Origin of the sequence: Halobacterium salinarum DSM 3754, assembly GCF_008124605.1 — an archaeon.
In the GTDB taxonomy this organism is placed as follows: Archaea; Halobacteriota; Halobacteria; order Halobacteriales; family Halobacteriaceae; genus Halobacterium; species Halobacterium salinarum.
In genome coordinates, this window is the sequence record NZ_VRYN01000002.1 from 399988 (window position 1) to 418900 (window position 18913).

Here is an 18913-nt window from a genome sequence, read left to right on the forward strand (position 1 = left end):
GTTCGGTGTCGATCCGTAAGAACGTGACTACACGTAGATGTGGCCGGTCAGTGAGGACGGCTCGTGGCCCCAGGCGTCGCGGCACCCGGAGACACCCAGCGCCGCCAGCAGGCTGTCGAGGGCGTCGCCGCCGGTGTCGTCGCGGTAGGTCGCCCGGATGGCGTCCGGGACCGCCACGCTGGACTGGTCGGCGAGACCGTCGAGGATGCGCACGCGGCGCTGTGTGTGGGCCTGCTCGGTGCCCTTGTACTCCGTTCGGGGGAGGCCACGCGCGTCCAGCACGCCCGCCGGATACGTTTCCGCGACCACCGGACCGCCGGCGGCGGGCGGGTCGAACGGAACGATCCGGGCGGCACCGTCGAGGGGCGCGAGCACGCTGGCGATGCCGTGGTAGGTCTGGTGTGCGACGAAGAAGTGGTACGGGGAGAGGGCGTCGTGTTCGCGGTCGGTCGCCCGCCGCAGGTAGGTCGCGCCGTCGGCGTTGGCGGTCGCCCACTCGACGCACGTCGCGGCGAAGTCGTCCCCGTCGTCGTGGGCGGCGACCGCGGCGACGACCGCCCCGTGGGTGGTCGCGCCGAGGGCGTCGGTGGCGATGGCGCGCGGAACCGCAAACGGGAAATCGAGGCCGAAGACGGCGTCGGGATGGCTGCGGATGAACGAGACGAGCGCGGCCAGCGTCGGCGCCCGGTCGGTCGTCGGGGGGCCGTCGTAGTGGGCGGCCAGGAAGTCATCGGCGCGCGCGCAGTCCCGGACGCGGAGCGTGCCGGCGTCGGCGTGCGCGCTGGTCACCCAGATGGTTCGGCCCGCGGTCGCGGCGCCGCTGAAATCCACGCCGTAGCAAGTGTGGGCAGCCACAGCGCCCGCTTCGGGCTGGCGCGGCGTAGCTGTTGTGGGCCGGAGCCGCCGCAGCCATCCCCTTTTTGGCTTCGACCGCCCAACGTGGAGGCATGCCCGCTACGTTGGAGGTTCGCTGCGACAACGGCGACTGCGAGATGGACATGTTCGAGTTACACTACACGTACGACATGCCGGACAGCGTCGGGGTGTCGGATTTCTCGTGTCCGTACTGTGGGACGACCGAGGAGCTCGCGGAGATCCAGCTATGAACGGTCGGGAGTTCGCGGACTGCGTGGGCGCCGGACTCTTAGAGCGGGCGGGGCGCGCCGCCGGCCGGGTCCAGGAGAACGCGCCGCTGCCCGTCGACGTGCTGGAGAGCGACGACGAGTACCTGCTGGTGTTCGATACGCCCGGCGCGGACGCAAGTGACATCGACGTGACCTACGAGGGCGACAGCGTCCACGTTCGGGTGGATCGGTTCCGCGAGTTCGACGCGGACTTCGAGGTGGTGTTCCCGGGGCGCGGGCTCACCCTGGAGGGGCACGCGACGCTGCCCGCGAACGCCGTGGTGAACGCCGACGCGGGGCGCGCGGAGCTGAACGAGGACGGCACGCTGCACGTGTTCCTGCCGAAACACGGCACCGCCGAGGCGGACATCCACGTCACGGCGACCGACGACAGCGACGACGAGTCGGCGTAGGTCACTCGACGATCATGCCTTCGGCGATGGCGAACTGTTCGGTGCCGTCGAAGCGCGTCGGGTCGAACGCGGGAACGCCGTCGCCGCCCAGAACGTCGTCGGCGAGCGCCGCTCCGGTCGCGGGGGCGCGCATGAACCCGTGGCCCTGCCAGCCGGCGGCGACGTAGAGGCCGTCGCGGAGCTCGCCGAGCAGCGGGTCGCGGTCGGGTGTGGCGGTGCAGAGGCCCGCCCACGAGCGCTCGACGGCGGGCTCGTAGCCGGGGAACCGATCCCGGAGCCGGTCGTCCATCGCGTCGACGAACCAGTCGTCGCCGTCCCGGTCGTAGTCGTCGGGGTCGGCCTCGACCGGTTCGGTGCCGTCGCCGGCGAGCACACCCTCTGGGTGGGGGCGGACGTAGTAGCCGGCCGTGGCGTCGTAGACCGTCGGCAGCTCTGCGGCGGGCGCGTCGGCGGTCAGCGCCTGCACACGGTAGGGTTTCAGCGGCACCGGGACGCCGGCGTCGGCGAGCACGCGGGCGGTGTGCGCGCCGGCCGCGACCACCACGTCGTCGTACGCGGTGCCGTTGACCCGAACCGGATCGGTGGCGACGCTGGCCGGTTCGTGTGTGCGGATCTCGACACCGCGGTCGCGTGCGCGGTCGGCGATCAGGCGGGCGTACGCGGTCGTGTCCGCGACCGCGGCGTCCCGCGCGATCGCGGCCGCGACGATGTCCGTGGTGTGGAGCGCGGGGACCGCCGCCGCGAGCGCGTCGGCGTCGGCGTGCTCGACCGCGCGGCCGTGGCGCTGCATGGCGGCCACCTGCTCGCGGATGGCGTCGGCGGTCGCGCCGGGTTCGGTGGCGAACCAGACGTACGGCGTCTCCGCGACGGTGAACGCACCGTGGCCGGAGAGCTCGCGGAACCGCTCGATGGCGCGGGCCGCCACGCGGGCGTCGACGGCGTCGGCGAACGCGTCGTAGCAGATGCCGGCCGCGCGCCCGGTGCTTGCGGCGGCGACGGTGTCGCGCTCGTAGACGGTCACATCGACGCCGCGCTCGGCGAGGTCGTGGGCAGCCGTCAACCCGACTGCGCCGGCTCCGATCACGGCGACGCGGCGATCCGACGCAGCGTCGGTGCGTGTCATGCTCGCGGGTGGACACCCGACCCGGATAACTGTCGGGGAGGCGGCAACCCGGCCGGCGGTTTCACTTTCACCGTGGACGGCTGAGGTTGAAGCATGTCGGGGCTGCATCCACGAGCATGCCAGTCCAGACGCGCCACGCACGCCCGGAGGCAGCGACCAGCGGCCGCCGCGTCGAGGTGTCGGCGATGACGACCGCCGGTGTCGCAGCGTACGCGGCCACCCACCGCACCGAGCACACCTACATCGAGCGCCGTGGCGGCCGCACGTACGTGGTCACGCGCGAGTGAACGCGTCGAGTCCGCGGGCTGGGTACGCGACCACGTGGTCGGCGCCCGCCGCGCGCAGTCCGGCGACGCGCTCGCGGACCGTTTCCGAGTCCCCCACCAGCGCGAAGTCCCGGACGGCCGCCGACAACACCTCGCGAGCGCGGCCGGTGGCGGTGGCGTCGGTGGCGGCGTCCTCGGGGAGCGCGCGCCGCACCGGCCCTCGGCGGGCGGTGTACGCCCCGACCGCGTCCAGAATGGCGTCCTCGTCGTCGGTCAGCACGGTGGGCGCGTACACCGCGATGTCGCCGTCGAAGCCCGCGGCGCGCAGGCCGTCGAGGTCGCGCTGGGTGCCCCGGGAGAGGAGTTCGAACTGCGTCCCCCCGGTCGCCAGGGCGGCGCGTTCGACGCCCTCGGTGCCCACCCAGGGGTCGCCATCGAGGGCGTCGACGGCGGCACCGAGGCGGGGCGCGACGGCGCGCTCGGCGGCGTCGTCGGAGAGGTATGCGCCGTGGCCGGCGACCAGAACCCGGCCGAGCTCGGGGGGCATGTCGGCGGCCAACGAGTCGTCGCCCAGTGGGTCGAAGCCGTCGACCCGGACGGGCGTCGTCACGCGGATGGCGCGGCCGTCGTCGACGCACGCGGCGAGCGCGTCGAGGTCGGGCATGTGGGCGTGGCCCTCGTAGTCGACGGTGACGGTGCTGACCCCCGCCACGAGGTCGGTGATGCGCCGCCAGTCGTGTTCGGCGGGTTTCACTGCGACTGCGTCAATGCCGGCGACCGCGGCGTGGGCGTCGCTGCTGGAACTCAGCACGACGACCCACCCCCGGCCGCGAGACAGAGTGTAGTACTAGAACAGTGCCGGAACTCGATCCATCGTCTCTGCGACCATACCCGCCGTACCACGCCCGCGGGCAAAAGGGTTGCTGTCAGGGACGGAGTGTGCGCGCGAACGCCCAGGCGTCGTGGCCCACCTCGCCGGGATGGGGCAGCCCGAGCTTGAACCGCATGCGGTCCTGGCGTTTCAGGGGGTCGAACGCGCGTGGCTCGGACAACCCCCAGACGTCCACGCGGGGCGCTGCCGCGCCGGCGGCGTCGAGCACCGCGTTGGCGGCGCGCCGCCCCGCCTCGTTGGCGGCTTCCATCGTCGCGAGATCCGTCTCGACGCGGGCGTAGTCGCCGGCGACCGCGAGGTTCGGCGCGTCCGTGTCCGGCCGCGGGCGGTGTTGGAGGCTACCGACGGTGTTGATCACGAGCGGGGCGTCGTTGCGCAGCCCGTCGTCGGTTTCGGCGAGCTCGGGGTCCAGGAAGTGCGCGACGCGGGCCTCGTCGGGCAGCGTGTCCGCGCCGAGGTGGGCCTGGAGTTGCGCCCAGATCTCCGCGACGGCTTCCTCGCGGGTGCACTCCCGGCCGGGCTTGTCGTAGAGCATGCCGGGCGTGTCCCAGTCGGAGGCGATGACCGACACCACGCCCTGCACGTCGCCGTCAGAGCGCGCGCCGAGGTCGTGGTCGGTCCAGAACTGGCGCTGGCTCACCGACGTGATCGCCCACGGCGAGTCGGCGTAGACGGCGTGCCCGTTGACGATGGGGATGTCCCGGTCGAGGTAGAACTGGACGCCGTTCATCCACGCCGTCCGGATGCGGTCGACGCCGCGCAGCGAGGGGGCGGCGCGCCGCAGCGCGGGCGTGAGGAGGGCGGGCAGCACGTCCACGGGGAGCGCGGCCACGTAGTGGTCGGCGGTCACTGACTCGCCGTCGATCACAGCCCCGGTGACGCGGTGGCCGTCGCTGTGGAGTTCGGTCACGGGGCTGTCGAGGCGGACATCGACGCCTTGGGCGTCGAGGTAGTCGTGCCAGTGATCGAGCCACACCTCGCTGGTGGGGCCGTCGAGGACGCGCTCGGCTGGCGCGCCCGGGTCGAGCTGGCCGAACAGCAACTGCAGGTAGATGGTGCCGACGGTGCGCGCGCTGCCGATCTCGGGGCGAAGCGCCACCAGCGCCTGCGTGGACTGCGCGAGGTGTTTCCGGTACGCCGGCGACATCGCGTCGGCGTCGATGAACTCCCACCACGACTGGTGTTCGAACGCCTGCTCGCGGCGGTCCTCACAGCTGGTCAACAGCACCGCCAGCCGGGAGACGAAATGCGCGAGTTCCCGCCGGGGGACCTCCCCGCCGGCGATCTGGGGCTGGATGGCGGACACCCACTCGCGGGGGGTGTCGGGGGACTCCGTGGACGCCACCGCGCCGTCACCGTCGGCGCTCGCGATCAGGGTTTCGCTGGTCGACACCAGGTGGTCGGCGACGGAGCCGCCGGTGCCGTCCGGGATGCGCGCCATCGTCTTCACGACGTTCGTGTAGTACGCCGGGAAGAACCGGAAGCCGTGCTCGCCGAGCAGGCCGTCGGAGCCGTCGACGGGTATCGAGCGCGCTTTCCCGCCGAGGCGGTCGTTGGCCTCGTAGACGGTCACGTCGAGGCCGCGCTCGGCGAGCTCCTGGGCCGCGGTCAGTCCTGCGATGCCGCCACCAAGCACGGCCACGCGCTGGGACGCTGTCATGGCCGTCTAGTGGGCCTACCCGGACTTCAGGCTACCCCTCACGAGGTCTCCGGGTAGTCGGGGTCCAGCTCCACGACCGTCGGGTCGCGGTCCGGGGGCGTCCAGCCCGCAGCGAGATCGAGGAACTGCACGAGGATGCGCGCCGTTGCCCCCCAGACGGTGTATCCGTCAACGTGGAAGAAATGCACCAACGCCGTCCCGTACTCGGGGTGGATGCGTTTTTCGAGGTCGTAGTTCGACGGATCGGTCAGCGCCGAAACCGACAGCACGGCGACCTCATCGACTTCGCGCTCGTCGGGGTCGAACTCGCGGTCCGGGACCCGGCCGACGAACGGCGTCACCGCGTACTCGGTGATGGTGGCGATGTCGTCCAGTTGGCCGGCGAACGCGACCTCGTCGCGGCCCAGGCCGATCTCCTCGTTGGCCTCGCGGGCGGCGGTGCTGCGGCAGTCGGGGTCGCGGGGTTCGCAGCCACCGCCCGGGAAGCTCATCTGACCCGGGTGGTCGCTGAGGTCGGCGGCGCGCTTCGTGAACACGAGCGCCGCCCCGTCGGCGGCGTCGACGACCGGCACGAGCACGGCGGCGGCGCGGTCCTGGTCGGTGACCCGGACCGGCCGGTGTGCAGCCACCCCGGAGAGGTCCATGGTCGACGCCACGGCTGCGACGAACTTAACTCACGCGCCCGCGGCGGCGGCCGGTTCAGGCGTCCTCGGAGGGGCCACCGGTGTGGTCGGTGAGGGTGTTCCGGACGCCGGACAGATCAACGGCCACCCAGGCTTCGGCGTCGTACGTGACGTCGACGAGCCTGCAGGCGTGCTCGCTGCCCGGGTCGGCGTCGGCGGCCGCCGCGGTGAGGCGCTGGCGGACGGCGTCGGCGCGGGCGGCTGCGGGGACCGTGCGGCGCTCGGTGTCCGCCAAGATGTGTGGCAGGTCCTCGGCTCCCGCAGGCGGCTCCGGAAACGCTGTCGGCCCGGGGACCAGCACTGTCGTTCCGTCGTGGGCGACCGCGAGCAGTTCGTAGGCGTCCTGTGCCGCGTCGATGGCGTCGTCCGGGTGTTCGGTTCCGTCGCCGTGCCGGCCCGCGTGCTCGCGGACCGCAGTGCTGAGTTCGGCCCGCGTGAGGCCGCCGAACAACGCCACGATGCCGGCCAGTGCGTCACCGTCCATGTGTCACGGTGGCTGCCCGAAGACGGGTCACTCTTCGGTGTCGGCGGCGTCGGCGCGCGCCGCCGCCGCCACGTCGCCGGGGGTGAGCGAGACCGTCGACCACGCGGGCAGTCGGGTGTCAGCGCCGGGCGGCTGCACCGCCTGTGCGTACGTCGTGATCTGGTCGCGCTCGCGCTCGGCGTCGTAGCTGAGATCGTTGAACGCGGCGTCGGCGCTGTAGGCGTCCACGAGGCGGGTGGCGTGCTCGCGGTAGCGCTCCCGGACGGTGTCGTAGGCGATGTCGACGCCGGTGTCCGCGACGGCGCGCAGCAGCGCCGCGCCAACCCCCCGGCTCATCTCCGAGAGCCCCGTCGGGCCGGAGACCGCGCGGTGGTCGTGCTCGTACCGCCCCAGGTCGACCTGTGCGACGCCGGCCGCGCCCGCCAGCCGGAACGCCTCGCCGAGGGTGCCGACCTCCAGGCCCCACTCGCGTTGCACCCGCAGTCCGCGCGCAGCCTCGCTGGTGAGCCCACACTCGCCGGCCAGCGCGTACCGGAACGACCCGAGGAAATCGAGCACGTCGTGGTCGTGGGTGTCCTCAAGCGCCGCCACCAGCGGCGTGTAGAACAGCCGGAACAGCCGCCCGTAGAGCCGGTCGTTCTCCACGCGAGCGTAGTAGCCCTTCGAGAAGTCGAAGCCGTCGGCGAGCGGGAACAGCAGCTTGTTGACGTCCCGGGCCTCGTAGGTGTCCGTGTCCGCGTCGTGGAGCACGACGAAGTCGTGGCGGGCCGCGACGCCCAGCGCCAGCCAGACGTCACGCCCCTTGCCTCGGGGGCCGTCGAGGCCGGCGTCGGCGAGCAGTCCCTCGACCCGGGGGCCGTCGCACCAGAGCAGGGTGAGATCGAGGTCGAAGCCGGCCAGCCACTCCCGGAACGCCGGCACGCGCTCTGCGGGCGCGCGCAACGGCACGACGACCGCTGCGGGGTCGACGCGCTCAAGCTCCGAGAAGACGCGCTCGGTCGCGAGGCTGGCGTACTCGCGGTCGGTCATCGGGACGACGACCGCGGCACGGCCTGCCGGGGCGGGCGGGTCGGCGTCGCCGTAGTCGTGGAGCGTCGCCACGCGCTCCTGGGTGTAGTCCATACGTCGACGGCAGTGGCGGCAGGGGAATTAGCTTGCGCCCTGCGGCAAGCGCCCCGCCCACTGCAGTGCCACGAGGCAGACCGCGAGTACGCCCAGGCCGGCGGCGCCGGTGCGGAAAATGGTGTCGTAGGCGAACCCGGTCCCGCGAAGCGTGCCCACGACGACGCTGCCGAGCGCCTGCACGAGCATCATCGACGCGCTGTAGCCGGCGTACGCCGACCCGCGGTCGCTGTCGGGGAGGCTGTCCAGCAGGAAGGTGTCGATGGCGGGAAAGAGGCTGTGGATGGCGTACCCCAGGCAGAGCGAGACGGCGGCGACAGCGAGCGTGGCGTTGACGACCGTGATCGCGAACAGCGTGACGACGAACGACCCGAGGATGGCGAGCATCAGCGGGACGTGGCGGAACCGGTCGGCGAGCCGGCCCGTGTACCAGAACGCCGGCACGCCAGCGGCGAACACGACCGTCAGGAGGAGGTTGGCGGTGCGCTTGGTGACGCCTTTCGTCTCGATGAGGTATTTCGGGTAGAAGTTGAAAAAGCCGTTCCAGACGAGGCCGGTAATGCCGACGGTGACGACGCCGAGCGCGACGATACGGTACTGGCGGCGGACGGACCCGAGGAGGTCGCGGTCGGCTCCAGCGGCGTCGGGCAGATCGGCGCGCTCGGCGGTGACGTACAACACGACCGTGACGACGGCGGCGGCCGCCGACAGCAGGTAGAACGGCGCACGCCACGTGTAGCGGACGAGCAGCACGCGGACGACCAGCAGCGGCGCGACCGCGGCCGCGAGCTGCGAGGCCGTGCCGTGGATGCCGATGACGCGACCGACGCGATCGGGGAACAGCTCACTCACGAGGGGGCTCGCGGCGACGAAGTAGACGCCCGAGGCCAGCCCGACGAACAGCGCGCCGACCATCACCAGCTCGATCGTCGGCGCAAGCGTCATCCCCCCCGAGGCGACGGTGAGCAGGCCGCCAGTCCCGAGGACGACCCGATGGCGGGCGACTCGCGTGAGGAGGTAGCCGGCCGGGAGCCGGGGGAGCGCGCTGCCCAGCCACGCCAGCGTCGCCACCAGCCCGACTGCGGCGTTGCTCGTCCCGACGAAGAACTCCTGGAGCGGCACCACGAGGGGCGCGAACACGACCCGGCCGAAGTTCACGAGGAAGACGAGCGCGCACAGCGAGCCGAACAGGGGGAGCCGGCGCGCGCCGCTGTCGCTGGATGGGGCCACACGGCGGCTTCTCGGCGGGCAGCAACAACCCTTCGGGTTCCGGCGACCGACGCGCGCCGCTACTCGAAGATGGCGTCGAAGGCGTTCGCGCCCAGCGGCTCGAACGTGCCGGCGTCGGCGTTCTCCGTGACGTGGTCGGCGTCGGTGGTGCCGGCCAGCGCGCTGGTCACGCCGGGCGCGCTGCGCGCGAAGTTCACCCCGCGCTGGGCGGGCGTCTCCCCCGCCAGTTGGGTGTCGACCGCCGAGGGGATGCCGGACACCACCTCGCCCTGCCCCAGGCTCGCCGACGTGAACACGTTCAGGCCGGCCTCGTGGGCGTACCAGAGCACGCTCTGGGGGCCGTCGGGGCCCTCCTGGGCGGCGACGGTGAACGCGTCGGCCATGTAGACGTTGAACGGCACCTGGATGGCGCGCAGGTGGGTGGCCGTGTTCCCGACGGTCTTCGCGGCGGCGCGCGCCCGCGAGATGATCTCGCCGAGGTCCAGGTAGTGGTCGTGATCGGCGGGCACCCGGAACGCCTCCCAGGTCGCCACCCCGTAGTGGGTGATGTCGCCGGCCGCCACGCGCTGTTCGAGGCGCTCGAAGGTGGCTTCCAGGTGGTCGTAGACCGCCGACGCGGGGCGCTCGTCGAGTTGGGTTTCGGGGTTGTGGACGTAGTAGAGGTCGATGGTGTCCACGCCGAGGTTCGACAGCGACCGGTCGACCATGGCGTCGATGTACCCGGGCGCGATGCTGTGGCTGCCGGCCGCGAGGTCGTCGCCGTCGACGACGCCGCGATCGACGAACTCACGGCGAACGTACTCGCCGGGGGCGTCGGGCTGCGCGCCGTCGAACGGCACGAACCCGCCCTTGGTCGCGAGGAACACGGCGTCGCGGGGGATCTCGCTGTCCCGGATCGCGCGCCCGACGACGCGCTCGCTGCGCTGGTGGCGGTAGTTCACGGCCGTGTCGATGACGTTCACGCCGGCCGTGAGACCGGCGCGCACCGTCTCGTAGAGCGCGTCGTCGACGGCGGCCGTCGGCGCGCCGAGGTACGTGCCGAGGCCGACGCTGGAGACCGCACAGTCGCCCACGCGCCGGAAGTAGGTGCGGGCGGTCGCGTCGCCGAATCGCTGCTTGTACTGGAAGGTCGCGTCGGCGGTGGCCATGCCGGCAGTTCGGCCGGGCGTTACTTGTACTCGCCGCGTTCGTGCGCCCGGATGGCGGCCTGATACCCCGACCGGAACGTCGGATGCGCGAACGAATACCCCAACTCGGTGAGGCGGGCGTTCGAGCAGCGCTTGCTCGTGCGCAGTCGGCGCTCGGCGGGCGTCGAGAGGTCGCCGGCGGCGATGCGCTCGGCGACGGTCTGCTTGGCGGGCTGCGGGACGCCCGCCTCGTCGGCGAGCCAGTCGGCGAACGCCCACTTCGAGACGGGGTCGTCGTCGACCGCCAACAGCACGTCCGCGTCGGCGTCGGTGAGCGCGAACGCCACCACGCCGGCGGCGTCGTCCCGGTGAATCATGTTCAGGTAGCCCTCCGTCACCGGGCCGTCGAGGTACCGGGTCAGCCGATACCGGTCCGGGCCGTAGAGGCCGGCGAACCGCACCACCGTGGGGTCCAGGCCGTGCTCGGAGGCGTCGGTGAGCGCGACGCGCTCGGCGTCCACCAGCGCCGCGGTCTTCTCGGTGGTCGGATCGAGGGGTGTTTCCTCGTCCACCCAGTCGCCGTCGTGGTCGCCGTAGACGCCCGTGCTGGACGTGTAAACGAGCTGCTCCGGAGGGTCGTCGCGGCCGCCGAACTGCTCGACGACGGTCCGCAGGCCGTCGACGTACACCTCGCGGGCGGCGTCGGCCCCCCGGCCGCCGGACGACGCCGCGAACACCACCGCGTCGGCGTCCGGGACCGCGGCCAGCGACGCGGCATCGGTGACGTCGGCGCGCACCGCGGTCGCGCCGGTCTCCCGGACCGCGTCGAGGCTGTCCGGGGAGCGACACACGCCGACAACGTCGTGGCCGGCGGCGAGCAGACGGCGCGCGAGCGCGCACCCGACGTAGCCACAGCCCAGGATTGCGACCCGCATCAGTAGGGGTTCTGGGCGGCGACGTAGCGGTGGATGCGCGCGTACTCCGCGAGGGTCATGGGCTGGCGGCCCTCCAGTTTCTGCTGGAGGGGTTTGGCGTCGTGGTCGCCGTCGAGGCCGCGCGCCAGCGCGTCCACGTCGAGCACGGCGGAACTCATCTGCAACATCACGTGGTCCTGGAGTTCGGCCTGGAGGGTGTCCGCGGGCGGGTAGTCGTCGCTGGCGGCCAGGATGTCGGCCGCCTCGGTGACCGTCAGCGTGGGCGAATCGCCGGCTGCGAGCGCGGCGACCGTGTCGGCGTCGATGTCGGCGTGGGCGGCGACGGCGTCCGAGCCGACGGTCTCGATGACGTCGGCGAGCGTTGCCTCGTACTGCGCCCGGACCGCGTCGGCGGTCGTCTCCGCGGGCGTCTGGATCTCGTCGGTGAACACGCACGCCGGTACGACCCCGAGGGTCAAGGACACTGCGCTCCCGGTGTCTGGTCGTGTGTTGCGGCCACACATGTCACCTGCGGGCACAACGTTGATACGGATGCCGTGAATCCCGTGACATATGAAGGCCGCCCTCATCGGCGTCGGTCAAGCCGGCGGTAAGGTGACCGAAGCCCTCCTCGCCGAGGACCAGCGCGCGGAGTACGGTGCCGTTCGCGGAACGCTCGCCGTCAACACCGCGAAGACGGATCTGGAAGGGCTGGACATCGACACGATGCTGATCGGTCAGGAGCGCGTCAAAGGACACGGCGTCGGCGCCGACAACGAACTCGGCGCGGAGGTGATGACCAACGACGTCCGGGAGGTCATGGGCGGGCTGGACGGGGTCGTTGACCCACACACCGAAGCGATCTTCGTGATCGCGGGGCTTGGCGGCGGCACCGGATCGGGGGGCGCGCCGGTGTTGGTGAAAGAACTCCAGCGCGTCTACGAGATCCCCGTCTACGCGCTGGGGATCCTGCCCGGCCGTGACGAGGGCGGCATCTATCAGGCGAACGCCGGCCGGTCGCTGAAGACGCTCGTCAGGGAGGCCGACTCCACGCTGCTCGTGGACAACGACGCGTGGCGGTCGACCGGGGACAGCGTCACCGAGGCGTTCGACGAGATCAACAGCCGGATCGCCAGACGCGTGGGCATCCTGCTGGCGGCCGGGGAGAACATCGAGGGCGTCGGCGAGAGCGTCGTGGACTCCAGTGAGGTGATCAACACGCTGCAGTCCGGGGAGATGTCCGCGATCGGGTTCGCGTCCGCCGAGGCGGCCGCCGACGCCGGGGAGAACATCAACACCATCACCTCGACGGCGCGCAAGGCCTTGCTGTCGGGAATGAGCGTGCCACAGACCACGGAGGCCGGCGCGGCGCTGGTGGTCGCCGCGGGGGAAAGCGAGCGCGTCTCCCGGAAGGGCGTCGAGAAGGCGCGGACGTGGGTCGAAGACGAGACCCGCAGCATGCAAGTGCGGGGCGGCGACTTCCCCTTGGACTCGGATAAGATCGCGGTGCTGGTGTTGCTCGCGGGGATCTCCCGGAGCCAGCGCCTCCAGGAGTTCATGGACCGGGCCAAGGAGGCAAGCAAGGAGGTCGAGGCCGAACAGGAGACGGAGAACTTCCAGGCGGACGAGCTCGACGACCTGATCTGATCGCAGACAGCGACGGTCAGTCGTCGGCAGTCACGAGGGTGTCGCCGTCGAACTCGCGGCTGTCGTACTGGACGTCCATGAGGTCGAGCAGCGTCGGCGCGATGTCGTAGAGGTTCGTCGACGACGGGATCGACACGTCGGGGGCGTCGGTGACCAGCGTCGCGTTCTCGAAGGAGTGCATGCCGTTGCGGGGGCCGTGGCGGAACACGTCGCCGGGCGTCGAGAACCCGGCTTTGAGGTCGAAGCCGTGGTTCGGGATGGCGACCAGGTCCGGCGCGATGGCGTCGTGGTCGCCGTCGAAGACGGCGTCGCCCTCGACGACACGATCGACGACCTGCCGGCCGTCCGGCGATTCGAGCGCGGTCAGCGCGTCGCTGACTTCCGCAAGCACCGCGTCGGCGTCGTCGGCGGCGACGCTCCCGCGGGGTTCGCGGCCCTCGCGGTTGAGGTAGAACCGCCCGGGGATGAACGAGTACACCTGCGTGTCGTCGCTGATGTCGCCGAGCCCCTCCGGATCGGGGCTGTCGAAGGACAGCCAGCCCTGGTCGGCGAGCCACGAGTTCAAGTGGACTTCGTAGTCCTCGCTGGTGAACCCGTGATCGGAGGCGACCACGAGGGTCACGTCGTCGGCGATCGCCGCCCGGATCTCGCCGATGTAGCGGTCCACTTTCTCGTAGAACTCGAAGAACGCCGCCTCGTTGTCGCCGTGTTCCTCGTAGTCCTTGAACAGGAAGTGGTTGACGCGGTCCGTGGACATGAACACGCCGAAAAAGAGGTCCCAGTCGTCGGCGTCGATGTACTCCAGGAACGCCTCCTGGCGGGCGTCGATGGTCTCATGGGCGTCCTCGATGAACGCGGCTTTGTCGTCGTCGTGGCCGAGTTTCGCGTTCACGTCGATGCGGTAGTCGGTGGCTTCGAGGGCGTCCGCGAACTCGGGGGGGTGGGCGGCCTTCTCGATGTCCGGGGAGAGGAACCCCGAGCTCATGCGCTGGACGTTGCGCTGGGGCGGGAACGTCACCGGGACGTTCATCACGGTGGCGTCGCGGCCGGCGTCGGTGACGCGATCCCAGACGCGGGTCGCCTGCACGTCCTGTCCCATGGGGACGTACGTCTCGTAGCTCCCGGTTTCGCGGTCTTGGAAGCCGTAGACGCCGGTTTCGCCGGGGTTGACGCCGGTCGTCAGCGAGGGCCAGCAGGCGCTGGACTCCGGGGGAACGATGCTCTCGATAGCGCCGCCCGACCCCGCGGCCATCGCGTCGTGGAGGTTCGGGAACGTATCGGGATGATCGCGGATGAGGCTGAACGGCACGCCGTCGATACCAACGAACGCAACCCGGCCAGCGTCGCTTCCGCGAAGTCGGTCGAACAGACCCATACCGAACCGTCTCCGCTCCGCCACTAAAACGTTGGTTTCCAGGGACGAACGGCGGCTACGCGTGTTCGAACGCCGAGAACAACGCTTTCCGGGTGCTGGCGTCGATGAGGTCGTCGAGGGTCGCCCTGCGGTCGGCGCTGACGCGACTGAACAGGCCGAGTGGGACGCGCGCGGTGGCGGTGTCGGTGTCCCCGCCGAGGCCCTCGGGGTGGTCGAACGCCGACGCCAACACGTCCATGGCGCTCGTGCGCACGTCGTCGGCGCGACACGCCGTCACGACGGTGTCCTCGTGGACGCCGAAGGCGGCCGCCGACGACACGCCGTCGAGGCGCAACAGGGTGTCGGCGGCCTCCTCGAGGGAGCTGACTGCGGGGACGGACCCGACGTTCGTGACCGCGAAGCTGGCGCGGCGTTCGCGGTTCTCGATGGCCGCCCCGATCACGTCGAAGGTCTCCCCGCTCATGCCGGGGGCGCGCAGCGTGTCGATGGTGCCCTGGTCGACGAACTCTTCGAGGAACGTCGCCGCCCGAAAGTCGTCGGCCGACCGGACGCGGCGGAACTCCCGGGTGGCGGCTCGGATGCCGTGCTGGAGGGCGGTTGCGACGTCCTGGTCGGGGGTGTGGTTGGCGCGCTCGAAGAACCGGGAGACGATGGTCGCGGTCGCACCGGCGTCGCTGCCGGTGATGACGAGTGGGTGGTCGACGGCCGCGGGGCGGTGGCGGATCACCGCGACGACCGGCGGCTGGTTGGCGAACGACGGAACGGTGCCGCCGCCGCCGACCGCGACGGCGCCGTCGTAGTCGTCGAGTGGGTCGTCGGCGATGCCGAGCGTGAGGTCGAAGAGGTTGCAGAAGGCTTTGGCGTCGTCGCTCGTGACGTCGCCTTCGGCGAACACGCGTCCCGTGACACCCCATTCTTCGCAGAGGTCACAGAGCCCGGTTGCGGCGGCGAGCGCGTCGACGCTGGGGTTCTCGGGGACGACGAACGCGACGGATTCGACGGAGGCGATGGCGTCGCGGAGTCGCGCGTAGTCGTCGTTGGTGGTGGTGGCCGCCCGCCGCCGGCGGATCAGGAGACGGACGACGTATGCGCCGATCCCGCCGACGGCGGCGGCGACGCCGGCGAGCACTGCCAGGGAGCGTGGCGCGAGGAGGCCCACCTCAGGGAGCATGTGGGCGAGAGTCACCGCGAACCGTTAAGTAGCTTATCCCGGGTCAGTGGGTGTGATCGGTGTCCGCGTCGGCGTCGGCGGTGTCCGCGGCGTCAGCGTCGAAGTTCAGTGGGACGACCGTGGGATGGTCGACGCCGACCGTGGGAGTGTCAGTGCTCATTGCGACTGAACGTACGGCTGCACGCCTCAAGTAATCGTCCATGCGCTTGACAAATCCGCGCTGGGAGGGAGATGCGCCGGAATAATACGCCGGGGGTGGCGTTACGCGAACTGCTCGTCGTAGAGGTCTTGAGCGTGCTCGATGGCGTCTTTGGCGGCCTGCGCGTCGCCCCAACCGAGCACCGCCGTCTCCTTGTCCGCTTCGAGGTTCTTGTACGTCTCGAAGAACTCCGCGATCTCGGCTTTCTGCTGGTCGGTGAGGTCGTCGACGTCCTCGACGTCGTCGTAGCGGGGGTCCTCCTCGGGGACGGCGATGACCTTGTCGTCCTGCTCGCCGTCGTCGTCCATCTCCATCAGCGCGACCGGGCGCGCTTCGATGACGCAGCCGGGGAACGTCTGGTCTTCGACGAGCACGAGCACGTCGAAGGGGTCGCCGTCGTCGTAGTACGACTGCGGGATGAACCCGTAATCCGACGGGTAATGGACGTTCGAGTGCAGCACGCGGTCAAGCACCACGCCCGGGATGTCTTTGTCGTATTCGTATTTGTTCCGCTCGCCTTTGAGACACTCCACGACGGCGTAGATGACGTCCGGAGCGTCGGGTCCGGTTTCGAGGTCTTCCCAGAGGTTTGCCATGCTGTTGGAGGTGTGGGGCGCGCCGAAAAAGGGTTTTCGTATCGCCGTTCGGCCGCGAAACGGGGAGTCAGGTGAGAAGTGTTTAAATGTCCGGGCCACTTCACTTCAGCTATGTCAGAGGCGCAACCCGATGCACGGAGTGACGCACGTGACCTGACCGCGTTCCAGAAGAACATCCTGACCGTCCTCGGCGAGGAAGCCCGATACGGTCTCGCAATCAAGCGCGAGCTCGAAGAGTACTACGGCGAGGAGGTCAACCACGGCCGTCTGTACCCGAACCTCGACGATCTCGTCAACAAGGGCCTCGTCGAGAAGTCCGAGTTGGACAAACGGACCAACGAGTACGCGCTCACCAACGAGGGCTTCGACGCGGTCGTCGACGACCTCGAATGGACGCTCTCGAAGTTCGTCGCCGACGCCGACCGCCGCGAGCGCGTCGAGACCATCGTCGCCGACGACTGAGGACTGGGCATCCCCAGGCAGTTTTTCCAGCACACACCACACCCCCAGCAGCGGCGTTACGCCGTGTCCTCGTCGGTGGTGGCTGCGATGTCGTCGATGATCGCAAGCGACGCCTCGATGGCGGCGCGCTGGTCGGCGCTGGGCCACGCGTTCCGGGGGAAGAACTCCTCGCGGAACCGCGTGCGCTCCGCGTCGGTCGCGGTGTCCATGGGGCGCGCGTAGTGGTTGTTCATGAACGCCGCGAACGCGGCCGCGTTCTGGGCGTGCACGTCGTCGTGGGCGGCCGCAACGCGGTCGACGATGGCGGCGTTGCGGGCGGCGGCGTGCTCGTAGTCGCCCTGTTCGCCGCCGCCGGCGAGCGACCGTTCGACGGCGCGGTCGGGGTCGTCGATGTCGCCGGGGTGGACGGTGCCGTCGGTGAGCCAGTCGGTGGGATAGCAGACCAGCGTCGCGTCGGCGTCACGGACCCGCGCGAGGAAGCCGTGGTCGGCGAGCAGTTCGTCGCGGCGGTCGCGGTAGGCGTCGGCGGCGGCGGGGTCGGTGGCGTCGCGGGCGAGCCGCGTGAGTCGCTGTGCCTCGGCGGCCGCGTCGGCTGGCAGCTCAGGCATCGTCGAGGGCCTCGTTGGCGAGGGCGTCGGCGCGCTCGTTGGTCGCCCGTGGCACGTGGGTGATCGACCAGTCGTCGAACCCCGTGAGCAGTTCGCGGGCGCGCACTCGTTTCCGCCTGAGGTCGGGGTCGTTGGTGTCCCACGCGCCGGTGAGCTGTTTCTCGACGAGCTGGGAGTCCCCCCGGAGTTCGATGTCGTCGAACCCGAAGTCGGCGGCGGCTTCCAGGGCGGCGATCAGGGCGTCGTATTCGGCCTGGTTGTTGGTGGCGCGGCCGATGGTGTCGCCGCCCTCGGCGACGATGCCGCCGTCGCCGGAGACGAGCACCCAGCCGACCGCGGCGGGGCCGGGGTTCCCGCGGCTTGCGCCGTCGAAGTAGGCGTGCACGCGGCCGCCGCGGTCGGGTTGGACGACGGCCGTGATGTCAGTGGGCGACCCCCCCTGGACGACGAGTTTGTCCGCGTAGGCGACGGCGTGGGCGTCCCCGAGGTCGGCGTGCCACAGTTCGTGCTCGGAGTTCCCGTCGCTGAACGATGCGCCGGCGTCGGCCAACGCCGCGCGGGCGGTCTGGATGTCGCACTCGACGACTGGCATTGAAGTCAGGTCACCCCGCGTCCCGTTTATGGGTTACTGTTCGGGGCGGCGTGCCTGGCGCGGGGAAACGCGGCTGAGCCAGTCGTTCTCGCCGACAACCGCGTGGTATTGTGTTGGATTGAAGACCGCTCAATACTGCCAATGGATTTATGAGTGTGCGCGACACTAATATAAAAATGCGATGACACGGTCCACCCGCCAGCGGGAGCGAGAAACGGCGGCAAAGCAGGAGGAGGAGGAGGACTCCGAGGAGGGGGTGCGGGAGTGCCCGGAGTGTGGCTCGGATAACCTCGTGAAGAGTTCGGACCGCGCGGAATTGGTCTGCAACGACTGTGGCCTCGTCGTCGAAGAAGAGCAGATCGATCCCGGTCCGGAGTGGCGGGCGTTCAACCACCAGGAGCGACAGGAGAAGTCCCGCGTCGGCGCGCCGACGACCCAGACGATGCACGACAAGGGACTGACCACGACGATCGACTGGAAGGACAAGGACGCCTACGGCCGCTCTATCTCCTCGAAGAAACGTTCGCAGATGCACCGACTGCGGAAATGGCAGGAACGAATCCGAACGAAAGACGCCGGCGAGCGCAACCTCCAGTTCGCGCTCTCGGAGATCGACCGGATGGCGTCGGCGCTCGGCGTGCCCCGGTCGGTGCGGGAAGTCGCATCAGTCATCTACCGGCGCGCGCTCAAAGAGGACCTGATCCGGGGTCGATCCATCGAGGGCGTCGCCACGAGCGCGCTGTACGCGGCCTGCCGGAAGGAAGGCATTCCGCGCAGCCTCGAAGAGATCTCGGAGGTATCCCGGGTCGAGCGCAAGGAGATCGGGCGCACGTATCGGTATATCTCCCAGGAGCTCGGCCTGGAGATGAAGCCGGTCGATCCGAAGAAGTACGTGCCGCGGTTCTGTTCTGAACTCGAACTCACCGAGGAGGTCCAATCGAAAGCCAACGAGATCATCGAGACGACCGCCGAGGAGGGACTGCTCTCGGGGAAGTCACCCACCGGATACGCGGCCGCAGCCATCTACGCCGCGAGCCTGCTGTGCAACGAGAAGAAGACCCAACGCGAGGTCGCCGACGTCGCGCAGGTGACGGAGGTCACCATCCGGAACCGCTACCAGGAGCAGATCGAAGCGATGGGTATTCACGGCTGAGCCCTGGCCGTGGGCCGCCCACGTGGCCCCGTGTTCCGCCGTTTCGGAGGTGAATGGGCGCATCGAAGGGGT

At 70.4% G+C, this 18913-nt stretch carries 22 protein-coding genes; 6 read left to right on the forward strand and 16 right to left on the reverse strand.

Annotated elements, in window-relative coordinates; genetic code table 11:
* Window positions 1-27: 27 nt before the first annotated feature.
* Window positions 28-855 (reverse strand): P-loop NTPase family protein, encoded by an 828-nt coding sequence (locus tag APQ99_RS07170; RefSeq protein WP_136361083.1) that lies wholly within the window; start codon window positions 853-855, stop codon window positions 28-30.
* Window positions 856-947: 92 nt separating this feature from the next.
* Here APQ99_RS07170 and APQ99_RS12570 point away from each other — a divergent pair, with 92 nt between their 5' ends.
* Window positions 948-1106: a DUF7559 family protein gene (locus tag APQ99_RS12570; protein ID WP_010902164.1), complete on the forward strand. Its 159-nt coding sequence runs from the start codon at window positions 948-950 to the stop codon at window positions 1104-1106.
* Window positions 1103-1537, forward strand: coding sequence for an Hsp20/alpha crystallin family protein (locus APQ99_RS07175; RefSeq protein ID WP_010902163.1), 435 nt, complete (start codon window positions 1103-1105; stop codon window positions 1535-1537). The genes APQ99_RS12570 and APQ99_RS07175 overlap by 4 nt, the downstream gene beginning before the upstream one ends.
* Before the next feature lies 1 nt (window position 1538).
* Here the strand turns inward: APQ99_RS07175 and APQ99_RS07180 are convergent, their stop codons facing one another.
* On the reverse strand, window positions 1539-2660 hold the full coding sequence (locus tag APQ99_RS07180; protein WP_136361082.1) for an NAD(P)/FAD-dependent oxidoreductase: 1122 nt from the start codon (window positions 2658-2660) through the stop codon (window positions 1539-1541).
* Window positions 2661-2776: 116 nt separating this feature from the next.
* On the opposite strand from APQ99_RS07180, the gene APQ99_RS12575 reads away from it, so the two are divergent.
* The gene (locus APQ99_RS12575; RefSeq protein WP_157849916.1) at window positions 2777-2947 is read left to right on the forward strand and encodes a hypothetical protein; all 171 of its coding nucleotides are present in this window, start codon (window positions 2777-2779) and stop codon (window positions 2945-2947) included.
* On the opposite strand, the gene APQ99_RS07185 is transcribed toward APQ99_RS12575, so the two are convergent.
* The 9 genes from APQ99_RS07185 to APQ99_RS07225 all read right to left on the reverse strand — a co-directional run bounded on the left by APQ99_RS07185 (window position 2934) and on the right by APQ99_RS07225 (window position 11490).
* Window positions 2934-3737, reverse strand: coding sequence for a DUF7388 family protein (locus APQ99_RS07185; protein WP_012289131.1), 804 nt, complete (start codon window positions 3735-3737; stop codon window positions 2934-2936). The two genes, APQ99_RS12575 and APQ99_RS07185, sit on opposite strands and share 14 nt — an antisense overlap.
* Window positions 3738-3852: 115 nt before the next feature.
* Entirely contained in the window at window positions 3853-5478 is a 1626-nt protein-coding gene (locus APQ99_RS07190) for a hydroxysqualene dehydroxylase (RefSeq protein ID WP_010902160.1), read from the reverse strand.
* Window positions 5479-5516: 38 nt separating this feature from the next.
* Complete coding sequence (locus tag APQ99_RS07195; RefSeq protein ID WP_010902159.1) at window positions 5517-6122, reverse strand: NUDIX hydrolase; 606 nt, start codon at window positions 6120-6122, stop codon at window positions 5517-5519.
* Window positions 6123-6177: 55 nt separating this feature from the next.
* Window positions 6178-6645: a DUF7109 family protein gene (locus APQ99_RS07200; RefSeq protein ID WP_010902158.1), complete on the reverse strand. Its 468-nt coding sequence runs from the start codon at window positions 6643-6645 to the stop codon at window positions 6178-6180.
* Window positions 6646-6672: 27 nt separating this feature from the next.
* Entirely contained in the window at window positions 6673-7767 is a 1095-nt protein-coding gene (locus APQ99_RS07205; protein ID WP_010902157.1) for a glycosyltransferase family protein, read from the reverse strand.
* 27 nt (window positions 7768-7794) lie between these two features.
* A complete protein-coding gene (locus APQ99_RS07210) occupies window positions 7795-8997 on the reverse strand; it encodes an MFS transporter (RefSeq protein ID WP_012289129.1) in 1203 nt (400 codons plus the stop codon).
* A gap of 59 nt (window positions 8998-9056) precedes the next feature.
* Window positions 9057-10145 (reverse strand): aldo/keto reductase, encoded by a 1089-nt coding sequence (locus tag APQ99_RS07215; protein WP_010902155.1) that lies wholly within the window; start codon window positions 10143-10145, stop codon window positions 9057-9059.
* Window positions 10146-10165: 20 nt separating this feature from the next.
* The gene (locus APQ99_RS07220) at window positions 10166-11059 is read right to left on the reverse strand and encodes an SDR family oxidoreductase (protein ID WP_010902154.1); all 894 of its coding nucleotides are present in this window, start codon (window positions 11057-11059) and stop codon (window positions 10166-10168) included.
* The gene (locus tag APQ99_RS07225; protein ID WP_012289128.1) at window positions 11059-11490 is read right to left on the reverse strand and encodes a DUF5791 family protein; all 432 of its coding nucleotides are present in this window, start codon (window positions 11488-11490) and stop codon (window positions 11059-11061) included. Before APQ99_RS07225 ends, APQ99_RS07220 begins: the two co-directional genes overlap by 1 nt.
* Window positions 11491-11611: 121 nt before the next feature.
* On the opposite strand from APQ99_RS07225, the gene APQ99_RS07230 reads away from it, so the two are divergent.
* On the forward strand, window positions 11612-12685 hold the full coding sequence (locus APQ99_RS07230) for a tubulin/FtsZ family protein (RefSeq protein WP_010902152.1): 1074 nt from the start codon (window positions 11612-11614) through the stop codon (window positions 12683-12685).
* A gap of 16 nt (window positions 12686-12701) precedes the next feature.
* Here APQ99_RS07230 and APQ99_RS07235 read toward each other — a convergent pair whose 3' ends face one another.
* The 3 genes from APQ99_RS07235 to APQ99_RS07245 all read right to left on the reverse strand — a co-directional run bounded on the left by APQ99_RS07235 (window position 12702) and on the right by APQ99_RS07245 (window position 16026).
* Window positions 12702-14060 carry an alkaline phosphatase family protein gene (locus APQ99_RS07235; protein ID WP_010902151.1) on the reverse strand — a complete coding sequence of 453 codons (1359 nt, stop codon included), beginning with the start codon at window positions 14058-14060 and terminating at the stop codon, window positions 12702-12704.
* Window positions 14061-14115: 55 nt separating this feature from the next.
* On the reverse strand, window positions 14116-15231 hold the full coding sequence (locus tag APQ99_RS07240; protein ID WP_010902150.1) for a DHH family phosphoesterase: 1116 nt from the start codon (window positions 15229-15231) through the stop codon (window positions 14116-14118).
* Window positions 15232-15492: 261 nt separating this feature from the next.
* Window positions 15493-16026, reverse strand: coding sequence for an inorganic diphosphatase (locus APQ99_RS07245; protein ID WP_010902148.1), 534 nt, complete (start codon window positions 16024-16026; stop codon window positions 15493-15495).
* 111 nt (window positions 16027-16137) lie between these two features.
* Here APQ99_RS07245 and APQ99_RS07250 point away from each other — a divergent pair, with 111 nt between their 5' ends.
* The gene (locus tag APQ99_RS07250) at window positions 16138-16488 is read left to right on the forward strand and encodes a PadR family transcriptional regulator (protein ID WP_010902147.1); all 351 of its coding nucleotides are present in this window, start codon (window positions 16138-16140) and stop codon (window positions 16486-16488) included.
* 56 nt (window positions 16489-16544) lie between these two features.
* Here APQ99_RS07250 and APQ99_RS07255 read toward each other — a convergent pair whose 3' ends face one another.
* Complete coding sequence (locus APQ99_RS07255) at window positions 16545-17096, reverse strand: DUF7108 domain-containing protein (protein ID WP_010902146.1); 552 nt, start codon at window positions 17094-17096, stop codon at window positions 16545-16547.
* The gene (rnhA, locus tag APQ99_RS07260; RefSeq protein ID WP_010902145.1) at window positions 17089-17688 is read right to left on the reverse strand and encodes a ribonuclease HI; all 600 of its coding nucleotides are present in this window, start codon (window positions 17686-17688) and stop codon (window positions 17089-17091) included. The genes APQ99_RS07255 and rnhA overlap by 8 nt, the downstream gene beginning before the upstream one ends.
* A gap of 181 nt (window positions 17689-17869) precedes the next feature.
* On the opposite strand from rnhA, the gene APQ99_RS07265 reads away from it, so the two are divergent.
* Window positions 17870-18841, forward strand: coding sequence for a transcription initiation factor IIB (locus APQ99_RS07265; protein ID WP_010902144.1), 972 nt, complete (start codon window positions 17870-17872; stop codon window positions 18839-18841).
* The last annotated feature ends 72 nt before the right edge of the window (window positions 18842-18913 follow it).

Coding starts and splice junctions, on each gene's coding strand:
- APQ99_RS07265 (WP_010902144.1), top strand. CDS start 17,870: ATGACACGGTCCACCCGCCAGCGGGAGCGAGAAACGGCGGCAAAGCAG.
- APQ99_RS07255 (WP_010902146.1), bottom strand. CDS start 17,096: ATGCCTGAGCTGCCAGCCGACGCGGCCGCCGAGGCACAGCGACTCACG.
- APQ99_RS07230 (WP_010902152.1), top strand. CDS start 11,612: ATGAAGGCCGCCCTCATCGGCGTCGGTCAAGCCGGCGGTAAGGTGACC.
- APQ99_RS07215 (WP_010902155.1), bottom strand. CDS start 10,145: ATGGCCACCGCCGACGCGACCTTCCAGTACAAGCAGCGATTCGGCGAC.
- APQ99_RS12575 (WP_157849916.1), top strand. CDS start 2,777: ATGCCAGTCCAGACGCGCCACGCACGCCCGGAGGCAGCGACCAGCGGC.
- APQ99_RS12570 (WP_010902164.1), top strand. CDS start 948: ATGCCCGCTACGTTGGAGGTTCGCTGCGACAACGGCGACTGCGAGATG.
- APQ99_RS07180 (WP_136361082.1), bottom strand. CDS start 2,660: ATGACACGCACCGACGCTGCGTCGGATCGCCGCGTCGCCGTGATCGGA.
- APQ99_RS07195 (WP_010902159.1), bottom strand. CDS start 6,122: ATGGACCTCTCCGGGGTGGCTGCACACCGGCCGGTCCGGGTCACCGAC.
- APQ99_RS07250 (WP_010902147.1), top strand. CDS start 16,138: ATGTCAGAGGCGCAACCCGATGCACGGAGTGACGCACGTGACCTGACC.
- APQ99_RS07175 (WP_010902163.1), top strand. CDS start 1,103: ATGAACGGTCGGGAGTTCGCGGACTGCGTGGGCGCCGGACTCTTAGAG.
- APQ99_RS07220 (WP_010902154.1), bottom strand. CDS start 11,059: ATGCGGGTCGCAATCCTGGGCTGTGGCTACGTCGGGTGCGCGCTCGCG.
- APQ99_RS07205 (WP_010902157.1), bottom strand. CDS start 7,767: ATGGACTACACCCAGGAGCGCGTGGCGACGCTCCACGACTACGGCGAC.
- APQ99_RS07240 (WP_010902150.1), bottom strand. CDS start 15,231: ATGCTCCCTGAGGTGGGCCTCCTCGCGCCACGCTCCCTGGCAGTGCTC.
- APQ99_RS07235 (WP_010902151.1), bottom strand. CDS start 14,060: ATGGGTCTGTTCGACCGACTTCGCGGAAGCGACGCTGGCCGGGTTGCG.
- APQ99_RS07200 (WP_010902158.1), bottom strand. CDS start 6,645: ATGGACGGTGACGCACTGGCCGGCATCGTGGCGTTGTTCGGCGGCCTC.
- APQ99_RS07245 (WP_010902148.1), bottom strand. CDS start 16,026: ATGGCAAACCTCTGGGAAGACCTCGAAACCGGACCCGACGCTCCGGAC.
- APQ99_RS07190 (WP_010902160.1), bottom strand. CDS start 5,478: ATGACAGCGTCCCAGCGCGTGGCCGTGCTTGGTGGCGGCATCGCAGGA.
- rnhA (WP_010902145.1), bottom strand. CDS start 17,688: ATGCCAGTCGTCGAGTGCGACATCCAGACCGCCCGCGCGGCGTTGGCC.